15 protein-coding genes are annotated in these 16,930 nt (G+C 61.2%); 10 read left to right on the plus strand and 5 right to left on the minus strand.

What is annotated here, in order from left to right; genetic code table 11:
- Positions 1-467 precede the first annotated feature (467 nt).
- The 4 genes from B6S01_RS21845 to B6S01_RS20295 all read right to left on the minus strand — a co-directional run bounded on the left by B6S01_RS21845 (position 468) and on the right by B6S01_RS20295 (position 4,123).
- A complete protein-coding gene (locus B6S01_RS21845) occupies positions 468-755 on the minus strand; it encodes a hypothetical protein (RefSeq protein WP_234810824.1) in 288 nt (95 codons plus the stop codon).
- A 38-nt stretch (positions 756-793) separates the two neighbouring features.
- Positions 794-1,810, minus strand: coding sequence for a replication initiator protein A (locus B6S01_RS20285; protein WP_234810825.1), 1,017 nt, complete (start codon positions 1,808-1,810; stop codon positions 794-796).
- A 106-nt stretch (positions 1,811-1,916) separates the two neighbouring features.
- The gene (locus tag B6S01_RS20290; RefSeq protein WP_037465843.1) at positions 1,917-2,927 is read right to left on the minus strand and encodes a ParB/RepB/Spo0J family partition protein; all 1,011 of its coding nucleotides are present in this window, start codon (positions 2,925-2,927) and stop codon (positions 1,917-1,919) included.
- Positions 2,924-4,123 (minus strand): AAA family ATPase, encoded by a 1,200-nt coding sequence (locus B6S01_RS20295; RefSeq protein WP_051908243.1) that lies wholly within the window; start codon positions 4,121-4,123, stop codon positions 2,924-2,926. The genes B6S01_RS20290 and B6S01_RS20295 overlap by 4 nt, the downstream gene beginning before the upstream one ends.
- 672 nt (positions 4,124-4,795) lie before the next feature.
- Here B6S01_RS20295 and B6S01_RS20300 point away from each other — a divergent pair.
- The 9 genes from B6S01_RS20300 (at position 4,796) to B6S01_RS20335 (ending at position 15,992) form a co-directional block, all read left to right on the plus strand.
- Positions 4,796-5,572, plus strand: a complete 777-nt coding sequence (locus tag B6S01_RS20300) for an ArdC family protein (RefSeq protein WP_051908244.1) — start codon at positions 4,796-4,798, stop codon at positions 5,570-5,572.
- A gap of 157 nt (positions 5,573-5,729) precedes the next feature.
- Positions 5,730-7,079, plus strand: coding sequence for a tyrosine-type recombinase/integrase (locus B6S01_RS20305; RefSeq protein ID WP_015449377.1), 1,350 nt, complete (start codon positions 5,730-5,732; stop codon positions 7,077-7,079).
- Entirely contained in the window at positions 7,076-8,866 is a 1,791-nt protein-coding gene (locus B6S01_RS20310; RefSeq protein ID WP_037465845.1) for a hypothetical protein, read from the plus strand. The genes B6S01_RS20305 and B6S01_RS20310 overlap by 4 nt, the downstream gene beginning before the upstream one ends.
- Entirely contained in the window at positions 8,863-11,076 is a 2,214-nt protein-coding gene (locus B6S01_RS20315) for a phage integrase (protein ID WP_015449375.1), read from the plus strand. The genes B6S01_RS20310 and B6S01_RS20315 overlap by 4 nt, the downstream gene beginning before the upstream one ends.
- Positions 11,077-11,125: 49 nt before the next feature.
- Positions 11,126-12,028 carry an ArdC family protein gene (locus B6S01_RS20320; protein WP_015449374.1) on the plus strand — a complete coding sequence of 301 codons (903 nt, stop codon included), beginning with the start codon at positions 11,126-11,128 and terminating at the stop codon, positions 12,026-12,028.
- A 98-nt stretch (positions 12,029-12,126) separates the two neighbouring features.
- On the plus strand, positions 12,127-12,183 hold the full coding sequence (locus tag B6S01_RS21850) for a hypothetical protein (protein ID WP_234810832.1): 57 nt from the start codon (positions 12,127-12,129) through the stop codon (positions 12,181-12,183).
- A 217-nt stretch (positions 12,184-12,400) separates the two neighbouring features.
- Positions 12,401-13,633: a site-specific integrase gene (locus tag B6S01_RS20325; RefSeq protein WP_037466138.1), complete on the plus strand. Its 1,233-nt coding sequence runs from the start codon at positions 12,401-12,403 to the stop codon at positions 13,631-13,633.
- A complete protein-coding gene (locus B6S01_RS20330; protein WP_037466136.1) occupies positions 13,630-14,994 on the plus strand; it encodes a tyrosine-type recombinase/integrase in 1,365 nt (454 codons plus the stop codon). Before B6S01_RS20325 ends, B6S01_RS20330 begins: the two co-directional genes overlap by 4 nt.
- On the plus strand, positions 14,991-15,992 hold the full coding sequence (locus tag B6S01_RS20335) for a site-specific integrase (protein ID WP_037466134.1): 1,002 nt from the start codon (positions 14,991-14,993) through the stop codon (positions 15,990-15,992). The genes B6S01_RS20330 and B6S01_RS20335 overlap by 4 nt, the downstream gene beginning before the upstream one ends.
- A gap of 94 nt (positions 15,993-16,086) precedes the next feature.
- Here B6S01_RS20335 and B6S01_RS21970 read toward each other — a convergent pair whose 3' ends face one another.
- Positions 16,087-16,212, minus strand: coding sequence for a hypothetical protein (locus B6S01_RS21970; protein WP_269319812.1), 126 nt, complete (start codon positions 16,210-16,212; stop codon positions 16,087-16,089).
- Between the two features lie 301 nt (positions 16,213-16,513).
- Here B6S01_RS21970 and B6S01_RS20340 point away from each other — a divergent pair, with 301 nt between their 5' ends.
- Positions 16,514-16,912, plus strand: coding sequence for a thermonuclease family protein (locus B6S01_RS20340; protein WP_037466113.1), 399 nt, complete (start codon positions 16,514-16,516; stop codon positions 16,910-16,912).
- Positions 16,913-16,930: the final 18 nt, after the last annotated feature.

Below are 16,930 nucleotides of genomic sequence, written 5' to 3' on the forward strand. Positions count from 1 at the left end.
ATATCTCAGTTTGGAGGAGGCATCATCTCCAGAATTCTTGACCCACCGACGTTCGTCCGAAAGGGCGCTTGGTTGCGTCGACGTGCTTTTAGAATCTCTGCAGATGGGCAATGCGTGCCGTTTCGCCGCTGTGTAGGCGGATTTCCGAAAACACGATGAGTAGGTCGCCCAAGATCATCCGCAACAACGCTGCTGACACTTAGGGCTCTGATTCTCCGCTTCTTCGCCTAAGCCCGATCGTTGCAGTACCCGAGTGCGCAAACTGCGCCTCAGCGTCAGGCCCGTCCGGACCAAGGGCATCATCAGCTATTGGGTTCACTACGGAACGGGAGAACCTCACCCCAGCGATGTCCGCAGCGTTTAGGAGTTTATGCCTCGGCTAACTCGCGAATATGTTCGCGCTGCCAGTCAATGCAATGCGCTGAACGGATATGCGCTGCAGTGGAGGGACCGAGGCCTTCTGCAGGTTAGAAGCCTGGAAGACTAAACTTGTTGCGCTCATGGTGCTTCTTCATGAAGCCGTAGAAGCGCTTAGAATAGTTTCGCGGCATTTCATCTGGATTGGTGTTCAGGAATGCGTCGAACTGTTTGATGAGGACATCTAAGTCCCAACCGGGACATTCAGCCTTGATCGCAGCATAGGTTTCAGGATCGAGAACTTCGTGAGCCCGTCCACCGCGGCGCCTGGGAGTTGCTGCCGCGGCTGCGGCATAACTGGGATCGTGGGGGTCGCCACTGCGATGGGGCTCGACCACCTTGAGACCAGAAATGGCTTGCTGAACAAGGCGACGCGTCAGCTTCGGATCGACGACGTCGGCAGCAGTGGCCCCTGATAGCGGCCTAAGGCGCCGCTCGGGGGGGCGGAAGGCACCTCGCCCTTGCCTGAGAGGGTAGGGGAGGGGGGTGCGGCCTTTTTACGGGAATTTAGCTCCTGATGGCCGTCCAAGTATCGGCGCATCACCATCTTGAGCTTCGGCCGGGGCGTTTCAGCGCCAATGACTTCTAAACTGATCTCGGGCAGGGCGTTGGCGCGCGCGAGCTCCAAGATCTTATTTTTGAATGAGGGGAGGGAGCTTTCGCTACCGCTCTTCTGATGCAACGTTTCAAAGCCGATCGTAAAACCTTCAGCACCGTTTCCACCCGCGTGCTTGCGGCTCGCTCGGTAAAGCCATTTGCCGAGGCCGCTGGTGATCTCGAAATAAAGAGGGGAGATCGCGAGAACATTCCGCTTATCCATCACTCCATCAAAGAACCACTTTGATAACGTGATCTCCATCCCCAGGGAGCGTTGGGTGCGTTCATCCACCAGGTGAGTGTAACTGTCGATCCACGAGAATGTCGTCTCGCGCGTTTTGGAATTCGCTCGAATATTAGTTTTAATGGTCGTAGCTTGAAGGCGGTCAAGGGCACCGATGAGGCGTTCGTAAGCTCGTCCGCTCACTCCCCAACAAATTCGTTTTAGAAGGTCGCCAGGCTGAAGGCGGATGGTAGGCGAGAGATCATTTGCGCCTCGCTCACGCAGTTCATTCAGGTGGGAGGCCAGATAGATCATGATATCTGCGTCCCAAATCGTCGCCATCCCGTATTCTGGATTGGCAGACACATGTACCGTGACCTGCTTATCGGGGCTTACATACTCGATAGGCTTGACCCGCTTCTTTTTAGAGAGACTAAAGAAGGGGCGCTGCATCGTCTCTTGATAATCTCGCAGCGAAATGTCGCTGAAGTCCGGAAGCGTAAAGAACATCTCAAATTGGACTCGGCGTCCTCCAACGACCGTCGGAGCAGCCTCAACTTCTCGGGTCTTCATGCGACGTCCCACGCGCGGGACGTCGCAGCTAACCATCTGTAATATAACGGAGAATTACAGATTCCCAGAGTGGCGAACTCACTCCCTTTCCGAGCGCTTACATCCATCATTGCCGAGCGGACCTTTTCATAATCTTCGCCCGTTCGATCAAGGGCCTTAACGCCTCCAGGATATCATCTGCAGAGAGATTGGTGGGATTGAGTGTGATGGTGAGGCCCCGGGCGCGGTCGCGCTCAACCTGGCCAATTGTTGAGCCATTTGCCTCAATTGTGGCCTTCTGTACCCGACCGGTCCGGCTTGTTGTCGCCTTAATAAGGCGGGCCACGACATCAGCACCGCTGATCGGTTCCTCATCACCGGACTGCCGGAAGCTTTGCTCAGTAGCAATTTCCCTTGCTGCTGCTTCCATCTTCTCACGAAGAACTGGATTACGGAGCGCGGGGAGGAGCTTGTCGCCATGCCGAACTTGCAGATCCATTGGCGAACTGAATGCACAAATGATCGACTGCGGGATTTCTGTGAGACCGATATAGCGGGACAGCATTGATTTGGAGAGCTTCACTCTGTCGGCGAGACGCGCCTGAACGCCATCGTAGTAGGCATCGACGGCAGCCTTGTAATTTGCCCCCCGTTCGAGATCGGAGATGTCCTCCCGCTCCCGATTCTCGATGTCCGCGAGCCTAAATGCGGCTTCATCATCGAGATCCTCGATAATCGCGACGAGCTCAATGTCAGGATAATGGTTTGCGTTCAGCCAAGAGACTGCCCAATGGCGTCGAGTCCCGATGACGAGTTCATATTCGAGCGCTGCATTCTTGGTGCGGCGAACAACCACGGGAATCCGGTTGCCGTTCTCGGCCTGAATTGAATCGATGAGACTACGAACGCGATCCTCAGTGAGCAGCGCATAATCGCGGGCATTCCCGGGCCAAATCGAACATTCGGAGGGCTTCAATCGAATTGTGGGTCGCTTCACCATCCGAGCGGCTTCTGTGAAGCCCTCTAGCCTACGCGCGGTGAATGTGCGCGCTGCTCCCGATTGGGATGCCTCGACGTCCGACACAAGCGAGGGCGCTGGTGCCGCAAGTGCTTCGCCGATGAGAGACCGGCGGCTCATGCTGCAACACTCGTTACCGCGTCATTGGCGCGCTTCGAGATGCTTTGCGACGGCCACTGCTCTCGTATCTGCTGAAGAACCTCATTGAATACGGAGTCCAGGTTGTCACGGCAACGCTGATAGGTCGCATGAGCGGCAGAGGGCTTGCTTTCATAAATTGAACGGAACGCTTGAGTGGCGTTCTTGATCTCCTCGGACGCCAAGATTGGCTGGCTTAGGAGAAAGTTAGCGTAGGTTGCCTGCATCATTTTCCACATATCGGCTTCGCCGGGCTTACTCGGTGTGTATGTCGAACACACCACCCGAATAAAGCCGTAGTCAACAGGTGTCCCATTCTCTTCAAGGATCTCGATATTATCTGCGATGGTGTCCATAAAGTGGATCGTTGAGAGGTAGTCGAGTTGTCGCGCAGGAACAGGCACCAGGAGTCCAGTTGCGGCCGCCATCACGTTCAAGCCCAGGAAACCCATAGCCGGCGGCGGGTCGAGCAGAATGACGTCGAAGTCTTTGATCACCCCTTGAATTCCAATGCGAAGCCGTTGCAGTCCCTCGCGGACCGCTTGCCCGCCTTCCCGCAACGTTGCTGTCAGGTCCCACTCTGCGTCTTGAAGGCCGAGGCTGGATGGGACGATCTTGATCGTTGGCCATGCAGTTGCATGAATGGCTTGGCGGAAATCATCAAAGGTGCTTCGAGGCGACAAAAAGTTACCGAGCGTCTTTTCCTCGTCGATGAGTGACTCCGGCTGAATATCAAACATTGTGGTAGTTGAAGCTTGCGGGTCGCAATCGATAACGAGCACGCTGTATCCATGCAGTGCCAGATAGTCTGCGAAATGCTTGGTGACCGTGCTTTTACCCACGCCACCCTTGAAGTTCTGGACAGCAACCACGACGGCGTCCTCATCGGAGGCTTTACCGGGATGGATATGCAGCGCTTCACGAATGTTTGTCAGGTCCTCGAGCGTGTAGTAACGACGCCCATTGCCGAGCTGCTTGGGAGGAGAGAGCCTTCCTTCCTTCTCAGCTTTGGCAAGTGCTTCTGGTGTCCGCCCGACCAGTTCCGCAGCCGCTGTCGGTCCAAAAGTGAGGTCAAGAACTTTACGGTCCTCGGGTTTGAAAACGACCGATTTCACCCGATCGCGCATCATCTCGCACGAGCGAGTCATAGTCCGGAGCGTGTTTACGGTGTATGACATCCCCGTTAGCCTCCCTTTGGATCAACCATTCCGATCCGGTTCGTGTTCCATGCCCTAAATCTGGTCCCGAAGTCAAACTGTGAGGGTTTCGAGCACTGACTCCTAATCGTGATTTGGGAGTGTGAGACGCCATTCACGCGATCCATACCAGCCTGTTACGCGCCCGCTGCGCGTTCTGCTGGCGTCTCGTGGGGGGACCGGGCTTGTCTGACACTGGCGAATTCACTCGAGGCGACTGCTGTTACGACCGACCGCCCCTGGCAAAATCTCGAGATCGGGACTGCGATCGAAGTCGTGCGCTGACGGTGCGCATGATCCCGTTTCAGCTTCGGTGAGCCAACAACAGCTTCCTTTAGCCTGATCCACGAGACCCGGGATACCGGGGGAGCGAGCGCCGGTATGATTGGTGGCGAGCAAGTCGCCGCGGCTATTTGATCTCGGGGCCTGTTCCGGCCCCCTGGCGCAAGGACCTGGCCGTCTACGCCGCTGCGCGGCTCCGCTTGGTGATCGCGTCGGTTCCCCGTCCTTCCTTCGCTTCGCTCTGTGCAGGACGGGTGATCCCCCTCCGCCGCGATCAGCCCTCATTGCACCATTCCCCGACCCGCTTCGCCAGCAGGCAGAAGCCGATGGCACGCCATCGCCTTCGGCTCCATTTCAAAAGGAATAGACGACATGACCCGCAAGCCTTCCGCCCAACCTTCCGAGGTCGCGCGTATCGACGTTTACCAAGAGGTGACCAACCAGATCATCACCCTGCTGGAGGCGGGCAGCCGCCCATGGTCACCCAGATGGGGCTCCGGCGCCGCATCGCTTCCGCTCCGGCACGAGGGGACCGCATATCGTGGCGTGAACGTCCTTCTGCTTTGGTCTGCGTCCATGTCGCGCGGATACACCAATCCCTATTGGATGACGTACAGGCAGGCCAGCGAGCTGGGTGGGCAGGTCAGGAAGGGCGAGAAGGGCAATCTTGTTGTCCATGCCGGCACCTTCACGCCAATGGGTGAAGCCGAGCAGGAAAGGGAAGGGGAGGAGGGCGAAGACCGCGCCCGTTCCTATCTGAAAAAATATGTCGTGTTCAATGTCGAGCAGATCGACGGCTTGGACATGAGCCAATATCCCGTTCCAGTCGTCGAAGTGAAAAATCGCGATCAGCGTGACGCCGAGCTTGATGCCGCCTTCGCTCGCTATGGTGTCCCCTATACCGAGGGCAGCAACGAAGCCTATTATATGCCTGCTACCGATAGTATTCGGATGCCGTTGTTCGCAGACTTCAAAAGCGGCAATGCATTCTACGCAACCTTAGCGCATGAGACGGTCCACTCGAGTGGTCATAAGTCCCGCCTCGATCGTGAGACATTGTACCAATACAGGAAAAGCACTGCAATCCGGGCCACCGAGGAACTGGTAGCCTTATCTGGACAGTCTGCACCGCATGGCACTTTGCAGTAGGATGTGGTGATGGACGCCGACGGTAGGCAGTTATCAGGCTGGCCGTAGCGCTGACCCAAGAGCTGGCGGAGGCCAGCCTGATAACTGACGGGCCATAGGGCGCAACGGTGCGAGGTCAGCTTCCGGGTGGGGGGTCCGGGGGGAGGGTTTCGCGCTGATGTCGATCATCTCTGTCTGCGAGCGTCGCGAGGCCAAGGGTCTCGATGCGCATGTGCCGCTGATCTTGCGCGACGACGCGCTTTACGATCCCGATCTGGATCGCTTCTTTCTCGACCTGCCGCTGTCGGGCGTCCGCTCGCGGCACTCGCTTCGCGCCTGTGCCTACGATGTCGCGGTCTGGCTTCGCTTTCTCGATGCCTTTGGCAAGACCGTGTGGACTGCGACCCGCGACGATGTGGTCGCCTATCATCGTGAGCGACGCCGCGACGAGGCTGATAACCGGATCACGGCGGCAAGCTGGAACCGGGCCGTCGCCAGTCTCGATCGCCTCTACCGCTGGGGCGAGCAGCAAGGGCTGATCGCCGAGGCGCCGTTCAGCCGCCGTGCCGTGTGGCGACCGGCGCAGGGCGGCCGTCGCGGCATGATCGCGGCGCGCAACGACGCCTATGAACGTGTCGCGAGGCGGTCGGATGTTCGGTTCGTCCCGATGGACGACTACCGCATTTTCCGTGAGGTCGGCCTGCGCGGTCTCGCCCCTGACGGCACCGAGCGCCCTGGCGCGCGCGATCGGAACGGGCTGCGCAACGCGCTGTTCGCCGATCTTCTCGTCACCACCGGCCTGCGCCTCGAAGAGGCGTCGTGCCTGCTCGCTGCCGAGCTCACGGCGATCGACCGCGAAGACGGTGATGGACAACAACTTTGGCTGCCTCTCCCGCCGCCGCTCACCAAGGGCGACCGAGGACGCAGCGTTCTGGTCCCGCGCCGGCTGCTTCGTCAGATCGCCGCCTATGTCGCCGTCGAACGGGCCGCAGGCGTTGCCAAGTTTGCCGCGCGCGATGGCGCGGCCAGTTTTGAGCGACCGATCCCTGTCACTCGCGCCGGTCTCGACCGCATGCGGGATATCTGCACCCCGGAGGAACGATGCCGCCTGATCCTGTGTGATGAGGATGGAACGCTCCGGGAGCCGGCGGCGCTATGGCTGACCGAGGTCGGGCAACCTGTCCGTCCCAACTCGTGGGAGGTGATCTTCACTCGGGCCTGCAAGCGGTGCGCGGAGAACGGTTTTCCGCTGTCGATCAGCCCGCACCAGCTTCGCCACACCTTCGCAGTCCATATGCTCGCGTTGCTGATCCAGCAGCGACTACGCGAAGCCGCATTGCCGGCGGGGGCGGTAGAGAGCTACCGGCTGATCTTGGGCGACCCGCTGCAACAGGTGCAACGCCTGCTCGGCCACGCGAGCCTTACGACCACCTATATCTACCTCGACCATATCGCGACCCGCGCCGATACGGTCGACGCAGCCGTAGAGGAGCTACTCGCGCTGCTGCCGGGACCGCAGGGCGCATGAGCGGGCGTCCCCGCAGGGGCCGGCCTGTCGCTTTCGCTCCGATCACCCCGGAGGCTGTGCAGCCCGATCCGGTGCTCGGCCTCAAGTTCACCATCGAGGCGCGGCATGGCGGGACCGTCCTGGTCGATATGACCGGGCTCGAGCCTCGTCCGCTCGCCATTGCCTTTGCCGGCGCGCTCCATCGGTCAGCGGCACTCGGCGGATCAATCGGTGCGGCCAGCGTCATCAAGCAGTATCTCCAGGTCTATCGTCACTTCTTCGCCTGGCTTGCCGACGAAGCGCCGAAGGTGGCCGGCATCAGTGATCTCCACGCGGCCCATATCGATGGTTTTTCCTCCACGCTCGAGCGACTCGGGAAGAGCGCGATCCACCGGCACATAATCGTGGGCAAGGTGATCAACACATTGCGCATGATGGAGGCAGATCGGCCCGACCGGATCGCGCCCGACCTGCATGAGCGGCTTCGTTACACGTTGGCCACTTCGGCAGGTCGCTCGACCCCGCGCGATGCCTACAGTCCGTTCGTCGCTCGCGCACTGCGCGACGCCGCAAGGGCCGATATCGAAGCGATGTTCCGCCGTTTCGGCGCCGATGACGACCACACCGATGAGGGCGATCCGATCATCGCCAGGGCGCGCGCTGAAGTCGAAGCGGTCATCGCGCGGCAGGGCTTTATCGTCGCAGACCATCCCGCGCTGAAGAGCCTCTATTTCATGCGCGCACGGCGCGGCCTGCCGATCAGCACGCTGGTCGATGACCTGCATCGCCGCCATCATCTTCACGTCACCGATATCCCCCCATTGTTCGTGCTACTTTCGCTCGATACTGGCCTGGAGCCCGAGTGCTTGAAGGCGTTGACGGTTGATTGCCTGGCCAACCCATCCGCTGGCACTGTCGAGTTGCGTTACCTGAAGCGACGCGCCCGCGCTGCCGAGCACAAGAGTATGCGCGTGCGCGACGGCGGCATCGGCACGCCAGGTGGCCTTATCCGCCGGCTGATCGAGGTCACGGCAGTTGCGCGCCAACATCTGTCCGCTGATTGTCTCTGGGTCTACCACAACGCTGGCGGGCTGCACGCCGGTATTCGTCATCCGCGCGAACGTCTCGATGCGTGGGTGGCTCGGCACCGGATTGTCGATGACGACGGCAAGCCGCTCTACCTTCTGCTTTCCCGCCTTCGCAAGACCCACAAGGCGCTGTGGTACACCAAGACCGAAGGGCATATGGCTCGGTTCGCGGTCGGGCATAGCCGTGAGGTCGCCGCGCGCCATTACGCGGATCTACCCTCGCTCCGGCCCCTGCACGAGGCCGCGGTCGCCGATGCCTTCCGCGAGGCGGTCGCCGCTGCGATGCCGACCATACTCCCGCCCACTGCGGAGCAGGCACTGCGCGAAGGGCCCGAACAGGCCGCGCCGCTGATGCCGCCAGATACGGTCGATCCGCTGCTCGACGGCGAACAGGATGTCTGGCTCGCCGCTTGTGCGGGCTTCCATCGCAGTCCCTTCGCCGAGGTTGGTTCGCCCTGTTCTCAGCCTTTCTGGGGGTGTCTCCATTGCCCCAACGCTGTCATCACCGCGCGCAAGCTGCCCGCGATCCTGGCCTTCCTCGCATTCGTCGAAGATCAACGGCAGGGCCTGCCTGGTTCTGACTGGATGGCCAAGTTCGGGCAGGTTCATGCCCGGATAGTCAACCAGATTCTGCCAGCATTTTCCGATGCGGTCGTCGCCGAAGCGCGGCTGCGCGCAACCGACGAGCATCTCTATCTCCCGCCCGAGACGCGCGCATGACGGCCCCCGCCTATGTCCCGGCGCTCGCGTTCGATGATCGGCCCGTGTTGACGATTGTGCCGCTCAAGCCGGGCCATTCCCGTGAGGCACTGTCGCGTGTCGGTGACCCGAGCTGGGATCTTGGACCCGCTGTTTTCCGCGAGAACGCCCGGCGCTGCCATGTCACCGTGCATTTCGACGTGCTTGAACATGCCGATGTGCAGGCGACGATGCGCGCCTATCTCTATGCCCGTCTCAACGTCGATCTCCCCGGCTACCGTCCGAAGCTATTGCCCGCCTGTATCCGGCAAGCGTTCAATCGGGCGCGGCGCTTCTTCGGTTTTGCGCGCGGACGACTGGGTGTGCTCGACCTTAGCCGCATCGATCCCGCGCTGATCGATGCTTATGCCCGCCATCTGCGTGATGATCCCGCAAGGAGGCCCGTCATCGTTGGCCACCTTCTCGAGGTGATCATCGATCTATACCATTACCGCGACCATCTTCCCGGTGGCGGCCTGTCGTTTGAGCCTTGGGAAGGACGGGCTCCTGCGCGCGTCGCTGGCTATCGGCATGTCCGGGAGAACCGCACACCGCGTATGCCCGAGGGGATCATCACCCCGCTGCTGGCCTGGTCGCTGCGCTATGTCACCGTCTTCGCGCAGGATATTTTCGCGGCCCGGCGTGAGCTTGATCGCCTCGAAGCCCAACGTGACCGCTGGTTTGCTGCCGAACGGGGACTGGCACACGCCGAGCGTCGTCAACGGCAGCGGATGCGATTGCAGCGCTATTTCCGGTCGCGCGCGCGGCAAGGCCGAGGCGTACCGGTCTGGGTAAGCCCACCCAACGGATCTGCCTCCATCGATCCGGCCAGCGGGACGACCATGCCAGTCGTCAACGTGCAGCTTCTCCATCTCCACGTCGGGGTCGACGCCGCCGCAGAACCGGCGATGCACCTTACTCTCGCTGGCGGTGCTTCCGATCTCATTGAAGCTGCCATCGCGGATATGGGCGTCGAACCTGGCGGTATGGATACGCCGATCTCGATTGATCCCGATCGTGGTTTACCATGGCGGCCCCGTTTCGATGCCAAGTCCCTTATCCTCGAAGAGCGCATGCTGCAGGCGGCAGCCTATGTGGTCTGCGCTTATCTGACCGGGATGCGCGATTGCGAGGTGCAGGCGATGCGTCGGGGATGCCTGACCCTCAAGCGGAGTGAGGATGGCGTCGTGTCACGGCACCGCGTGCGTTCCACCGCCTACAAGGGCAAGGGTAGCGGGGGAGCGCCGGCCGAGTGGGTGACCATTGCTCCTGTCGCTGATGCGATCAGTGTGCTCGAGCTATTGTGCAAGCGTGCGGCCGACGCTCGCGGCCTTGATACACTCTGGCCCGTGCTGTCACTGACGCGGAGCCGCAAGTCGCACGTTTCCGCGGAGATCGTCCGTCAGATCAACGCCTACCGTGACCATCTCAACACGCTGTTCGGTTCGGACGAGGCGCCCGCTATTCCGCCAGGACCGGACGGCAAGCCCTGGCGGATTACGACCCGCCAGTTTCGCCGCACCATTGCATGGCATATCGCCAACCGCCCCTTCGGAACGGTGGCTGGCATGATCCAGTACAAGCATGCCTCCGTTGCCGCCTTCGAGGGCTACGCAGGAAGCAGCGCCTCCGGGTTCCGCGCCGAGGTGGAGACGCAGCGCGGACTCGGCCAGCTCGACGACTTGCTCGATTATTTCGACAGGCGGCGAGGTGGGGCCTCCCTTTCCGGACCAGCGGGCCGGCGCATCGAGCGCGTCCTCGATGAGACGGCCACGCAACTCAGCCCATTGCCAGCGATGATCGCCGACCGGTCCCGTCTGCGCACCATGCTCGCCAGCCTTGCCCGCACCCTGCATGTCGGCACGCTGGCCGATTGCTTCTTCGATCCGGCAACAGCCTTGTGCCTCAAGCGTGCGACAGATTCCTCGGCGAACCGGCCGTTGACAGCACTTTGCGAACCGACCCGCTGTCCGAACGCCTGCATCGCCGAACGTCACCGGCCCATCTGGGAGCGGAGCGCCACCGAGGCGCGGATGTTGCTGCGCGAGAAGCGCCTGCCTGGATTGCAACGAGCAGCGCTCCAGCACGAGGTTGACCGGATCGAGGGCGTGCTGGCCCAGATCGCGCCTGAAGGCGCGACGCCGCCCTTTCGGGCGGCGGTAGAGGGAGAGGAGGGCCTGGAGATGGGGTGACGGGATGAGGAGCGGGAGAGGCCTGCTTCGCCCGTCGTGGAGATCGAACATGTCCCGCTCATCAGCGCCGGCCGAGCGCGCCGACGTTTATACCCGCATCACCACCGAGATCATTGCCGCCATCGAGGCGGGCGCGGGCACCTGGCGCATGCCCTGGCATCATGATGGCGCCGCCGTCACGCGGCCCGAGAACTTCTCATCCCATAAGCGCTACCGGGGCGTGAACGTGCTCGCGTTGTGGGCGGCCGCACAGGTGAGCGGCTATGCCAGCGGCCTGTGGGGCACCTATCGGCAGTGGCAGGCGGTCGACGCCCAGGTTCGCAAGGGCGAACGCGGCACGACAGTCGTTTTCTGGAAGCAGGCTGCGTCCAACGTCGATCAAGACCATGACGATGGCGATCAGCGGCCCGGTCGTATGTTCGCTCGCGCTTTCACCGTGTTCAACCTCGCGCAGGTCGAAGGTTATGAGCCTGCGCCGGTCACCCTATTGCCGGAGACCGAACGCCTCGCCCATGCCGAAGCATTCGTCGCGGCGCTGAACATTCCGATCACCGAAGGCGCCTACGATGCCCATTATCGCATCGATCTCGACCAGATCTTCATGCCGCCTTTCTCGGCGTTTCACGATGCAGCCGCTCACATGGGCACCCTGCTGCACGAGTCCGGCCACGCCACAGGGGCAAAGCATCGGCTCGACCGCAACTTCCAGGACCGGTTCAAGCGCGATTGGCTGCCGATCGAAGAAGCCTGCGCCGAACTCACCGCATCGTTCGTCCTGGCGGACCTCGGCATTGCCCATCATCCGCGCCCCGATCACGCCGCCTATGTGGCATCGTGGCTCAGTGCTCTGAAGAAAGATCCACGGGCGATCTTCACCGCCGCCAGCAAGGCCCAGCAAGCCGCCGACTGGATGTGGGCGCAGCAGCCCCAGCGCGAGGAGTTGGCAGCATGACCAGCACCTCCGCTCGACCCCCAAAAATTCAAATTAGGGCTGGACTGTCAGGATATGTGGCGGAGGTTGGCGCAGCCATGCTTTGCGCGCAGCTTGGTATGGAGCCGACCCAGCGCGAGGATCATGCCGCATACGTGGCGGACTGGCTGGAGTAATGGGCAGCTCGACATTAGGACAGTAATCGCGAGGTGACGGTAATGTGAAGGAACGAGGTTCGGGCTGCGTTAAAACCGCAGAATTTCAGCGATAATCGAACTACAGTGCTGAGCATTATTTTTCATTGCTGACGGAAGGCGGAAGGATCCGCATTATTTGACTGGAGCCAGTACGTTGCGAACCTCAGCGGTCGTCGAACCGACTGAGGAGCCAATGATGCTAAGTCCCGATGAAGAATTGATCGCCAGGCTTGCGGAAGACCTTGCCCGACAGAAATATAGCCCGGTGGCAGCGGCCAATTATTGCAGCTACGCGCGCGGCTTTCTCCAATACCTGGCACGGCGGAAGCTGGACGTGGCGGCGGTGAAGCCGCCCCAGATCGAACAATATCTGCACCACGCAATCCGGTGCTTTCGCAAGCGTCATGACCGAGCACCCGCGTCACGGTGGCACGCGATCCCTCGCTCAGGAATCCACGCGTTGCTGCGCCTCGCCCAAGGCAAATGGCCGCCTGAACCGGAAGTGATCGGACCAGAGGCGACGGTTCGGCACGCGATATGCTGCGAATATGATCGCTGGCTGCATGAGGACCGCGGCCTGGCCCGTGCAAGTATCTACGCGCTGATGTGGGAAGCGCGTCACTTTCTGGCATGGCAGCTCGATCACGGCGGAACGGCGAGCGTCATGGAACTGAGCGTGCGGGACATCGATCTCTACATGGACATGCGCGCGCCGGGTCTGAGCCGTCGGTCCTTAAAGGATGTCGCTGAACGCCTTCGCTCGCTGCTGCGCTACATGCACCGCATGGGGTACGTCGCCGCCGATCTCACGGGTCATGTCGTAGGCCCGGTGCTGTACGCCTATGAAGGCGTGCCTTCGACATTGGGCCGTGACCAGATTGCGGCCGTCCTGGAAATCACGAGGCGCGACACCTCGCCCAAAGGGCTGCGTGATTATGCCATATTGCAACTGCTGGCGACCTATGGGCTGCGCTCCGGTGAAATCCGCAATCTCCTGTTGGAGGACGTCAACTGGCGTGCGGAATCCTTGCGCATCCGGCATACAAAAACCGGCGCTTGTTCGTACCTGCCGTTGATGGCGCCGGTTGGCGAGGCATTGCTCGACTATTTACGGCATGGACGCCCTGAGACAGACAGGCGGGAAATCTTTATCCGCTCGCGTGCGCCGTACCGGCCCCTGCAAGACCTGCATAGCGAAGTGCGACGGCGGCTGTGGGCTGCCGGGATCAAGCCGCCAGGAAAATGCGGCCCTCACATCTTCCGCCACGCCAGGGCCGTCGAACTGCTGCGCGCGTCGGTGCCGCAAAAGGTGATCGGCGACCTGCTCGGACATCGATCGAGCGAATCCACAATCCCCTATCTCAAGCTGGCCACCGAGGATCTGAGGGCAATCGCTCTTGATGTGCCGGGATCGGAGGTGCTGGCATGACCGCGTTGCCCAATCCTGATCGTGCCGTCATCACCAGGTATCTGGCGACGCTGCGGTTGCGGAGCAAGATCAGCCACATTTATTATCGCCAGGTCCTGAATGGCTTCCGGGAAGTGGCTGAGCGCCATCCGGTCATCGACCGGTCGACACTGGAGGCGTGGCTGCGGGAATGGGGAGCGCGCTGGCACCCCTCCACCTTGTTGCATCGTACCCGGATCGTTGATCGCTTTCTCGACCATCTGGTCGAAGTGAACCTGATCGCCCGCAACCCCATCGCGGACCTGCGCAGCGAATACGGCGTCGAACATAGCAAGCCAATCTGGCGGGCGCTGATAGCACCTATGCCGGATCATGCTCTTGCCGCACTGCGTCGGCCCAAGCCCTTCGGCAGCGTGCTTGGCGAGATCATGCGCGATCATATCGCGCTGATGCGCAACAGGGGCTATCGCTATACGACCCAACGCGCATGGTTCCTTCGGTTCGATCGGTTCCTCCAGGCGAATCCGGAGCTGGCAACCAAGCCGTTAGCGGTGATGCTGGAACATTGGGCGGAGGCCAAGTCCACCCGCAATCATGCGGCCGAATGCGAAAGACTCAAACAGGCATTGGCCAAGGCTCTCCGGCATCGGGACCCGAGCCTGCCAGTGCGTCGGCCCAATACACGGCCGCTGAAGGAAGTGGCACGGCATTATCGCAAGCCGCATATTTACAGCCCCGCCGATGTGCAGCGCATGTTGGACATCGCGCGGTCCTACCCATCACCGCGCGCGCCGCTGCGGCCAATGGCCATTTATACCATGCTGCTGCTGGCCTATTGCGCGGGGCTGCGCCGTAGTGAGATAGCACGCCTCGACCTTGGGGACGTGGACCTCGAAAACGGTACGATCACAATCCGCGAAACGAAGTTCTTCAAGACCAGAATCTTGCCGTTGCCCGATAGCGTGATGGTCGAACTGCGTGCCTATATCGAGGATAGAGGGCGTGCCGGCGGGCCGCAGTATCCCCAATCGGGGTTGTTCTGGCACGACCAATCCAATAACCGCTACAGCCCCGCAGCGGTTAGCTGGATGCTTGTCGATATCCTTCGCCGTGCTGGGTTCAAACCACCATCGGGAAAAACCGGACCGCGCATCCATGACCTGCGGCACTCGATGGTCGTGAACCGGATGCTTCAATGGTATCGGTCCGGCATCAATCCCCAGGACAGGCTGCCGTTCCTTGCAACTTATCTTGGGCATCGGGATATCAACTCGACGCTGGTCTACATCACGGTCACGCAGGACCTGATGCAGGAAGCAAGCGAGAGGTTCCGCATGATCGGCGCCGCCTGCCTCAATATAACGCAGGAGGCGCGGGCATGAGAAAGATCGATCCGTTCCCCGCCCTGCTGCGCGCCTTCTTCCATGAGTGGCTGGCCGAGCAGCGCAACGCGTCCGTCCATACCATCCGGTCCTATCGTGACACCTGGCGGTTGTTCCTCCGGTTCGTCGCTGCACGAAAAGGTGGTGGAGTAGCGGCGGTTGCGCTGGCCGATCTCACCGCCGGTGAGCTCGGCGCGTTCCTGGCCCATGCGGAACATGAGCGGAAAGGCACGATCGGCACGCGCAACTGCCGGCTTGCCGCCATCCGCAGCTTCTTCGGCTTCGTGGCGGGTAAAGAGCCAACATATATCGCCCAATGCGCCGAGGTTCTTGCCGTCCCGATAAAACGGGGAGCGATCCCTGCGCCCTGTTATCTTGAGCCGAATGAGGTCGAAGCGATCCTCGCACAACCCGACCGATCAACGCTGGAGGGAATGCGTGACCACGCGCTGTTATCCTTCCTGTACAACAGCGGCGCACGCATCCAGGAAGCGCTCGATTTACGTCCCGATGCGATCCGGTTCGAAGCGCCGCATTGCGTGCGCCTTTACGGCAAAGGGCGTAAGGAACGCATCAGTCCGCTCTGGCCGGAAACGGTGACGTTGTTGAAGAAACTCTTGGACAGGCAGCCAAGGGCACCGAGCGATCGGCTCTTCGTCAATCGCTATGGCGAACCGCTTGGCGCATCGGGTGTACGGTTCAAACTCGCATCATACGTCCAGGCCGCCGCTAAGATAGTCCCCACGCTGCGGTCGAAGCACGTGACCCCGCACAGCTTCCGCCATGCGACCGCTGTCCACCTCGTCTCGTCCGGCGTCGATATTACCGTCATCCGCAGTTGGCTCGGGCACGTCAGCCTCGATACGACCAGCCACTACGCCCAAGCCAATCTGGAAACCAAGCGAAAGGCGCTCGAACACGTCGGCGTTCCAGCAGCAGCGTGTCAGCCGTCATGGAAGCGGGATGCGAGCCTGCTCGCCTGGCTCGATACCCTCTGAAATAATGTGCAGGACGGGGCTCGGATCGCCGCAGAGTAGCGCAGCCCGAACTCCGTTCCTTCACATTACTGTCACCTCGCGATTACTCGAGGTTTTACACGGTGACAAGCGGGCCATTTTCCGCGCCGCCACTGCCGCGCAGGCCGCCAGCGAATTCATCCTTGCCCAGATGGCCGCGCCTGCAATCGCCTTTGCCGCCTGATCCAGGCCGGGCGGCCATTGCGCCGCCCCTTTTTCTCCCCGCGCAAGGGCTGACCGATGCCCAGATCAGCCCCGAGACTGTCCTGCGCTGGCGTGACCGGCCCGGCCGCATAGCCAATGGGGCAGCATGATGGAGGGACTTCGCTTCGTGAGCAGAGGTCTGGCTCAAAGAGCCGAGAGCGCGCGGCAGCCGGGCCCCATTCGGAGTCGTGAGCCGAGGAAAAAGAAACGATTTCAATCTGTTATCGCTTCCATTTGGGTTCACTTTCGGGCACCATGTGCCTCAAAGAAAAAGAGAACTCCCAGGTTCAGGAGATCACGTGTTTCTTGCTATCACGCTTCTCGCTGCCGCATCGACCAGCTGCACTGTTGTCGATGGCGACACCCTTCGCTGCGGCGCCGAGCGCATTCGGCTTCTTGGCATCGACGCCCCCGATGATCCCAGCAATGGCCGCTGTCGTCCCTATCCCAAGCCTGGCGCGATATGCGATGCGCGGCTTGCCGCCGCCAGCAAGGCGTCATTGCGGCAGATCATAACCGGCCCCTTGCGGGTGACGCGGATCAGCACTGACGATTATGGCCGGACATTGGCCATGGTCTATGTTCGGGGCCGCAGCCTCTCTTGTCTGCAACTGGAGGCGGGGAGGGCGATCTATAAACCCAAATGGGACAATGGCTGGATGGTCGCGGGCGAGTGTCCCGGCGCGGTCTATCGTTGAGCCACATTGAGTAGGCGA

The organism is Sphingobium herbicidovorans (assembly GCF_002080435.1).
GTDB lineage: Bacteria > Pseudomonadota > Alphaproteobacteria > Sphingomonadales > Sphingomonadaceae > Sphingobium > Sphingobium herbicidovorans.

Excerpts from the sequence above, each read along its gene's own strand:
- B6S01_RS20335 (WP_037466134.1), top strand. The coding sequence starts at position 14,991 with ATGAGAAAGATCGATCCGTTCCCCGCCCTGCTGCGCGCCTTCTTCCAT.
- B6S01_RS20295 (WP_051908243.1), bottom strand. The coding sequence starts at position 4,123 with ATGTCATACACCGTAAACACGCTCCGGACTATGACTCGCTCGTGCGAG.
- B6S01_RS20300 (WP_051908244.1), top strand. The coding sequence starts at position 4,796 with ATGACCCGCAAGCCTTCCGCCCAACCTTCCGAGGTCGCGCGTATCGAC.
- B6S01_RS20320 (WP_015449374.1), top strand. The coding sequence starts at position 11,126 with ATGTCCCGCTCATCAGCGCCGGCCGAGCGCGCCGACGTTTATACCCGC.
- B6S01_RS21970 (WP_269319812.1), bottom strand. The coding sequence starts at position 16,212 with ATGGCCGCCCGGCCTGGATCAGGCGGCAAAGGCGATTGCAGGCGCGGC.
- B6S01_RS20315 (WP_015449375.1), top strand. The coding sequence starts at position 8,863 with ATGACGGCCCCCGCCTATGTCCCGGCGCTCGCGTTCGATGATCGGCCC.
- B6S01_RS20305 (WP_015449377.1), top strand. The coding sequence starts at position 5,730 with ATGTCGATCATCTCTGTCTGCGAGCGTCGCGAGGCCAAGGGTCTCGAT.
- B6S01_RS20325 (WP_037466138.1), top strand. The coding sequence starts at position 12,401 with ATGCTAAGTCCCGATGAAGAATTGATCGCCAGGCTTGCGGAAGACCTT.
- B6S01_RS20290 (WP_037465843.1), bottom strand. The coding sequence starts at position 2,927 with ATGAGCCGCCGGTCTCTCATCGGCGAAGCACTTGCGGCACCAGCGCCC.
- B6S01_RS20310 (WP_037465845.1), top strand. The coding sequence starts at position 7,076 with ATGAGCGGGCGTCCCCGCAGGGGCCGGCCTGTCGCTTTCGCTCCGATC.
- B6S01_RS20285 (WP_234810825.1), bottom strand. The coding sequence starts at position 1,810 with ATGAAGACCCGAGAAGTTGAGGCTGCTCCGACGGTCGTTGGAGGACGC.
- B6S01_RS20330 (WP_037466136.1), top strand. The coding sequence starts at position 13,630 with ATGACCGCGTTGCCCAATCCTGATCGTGCCGTCATCACCAGGTATCTG.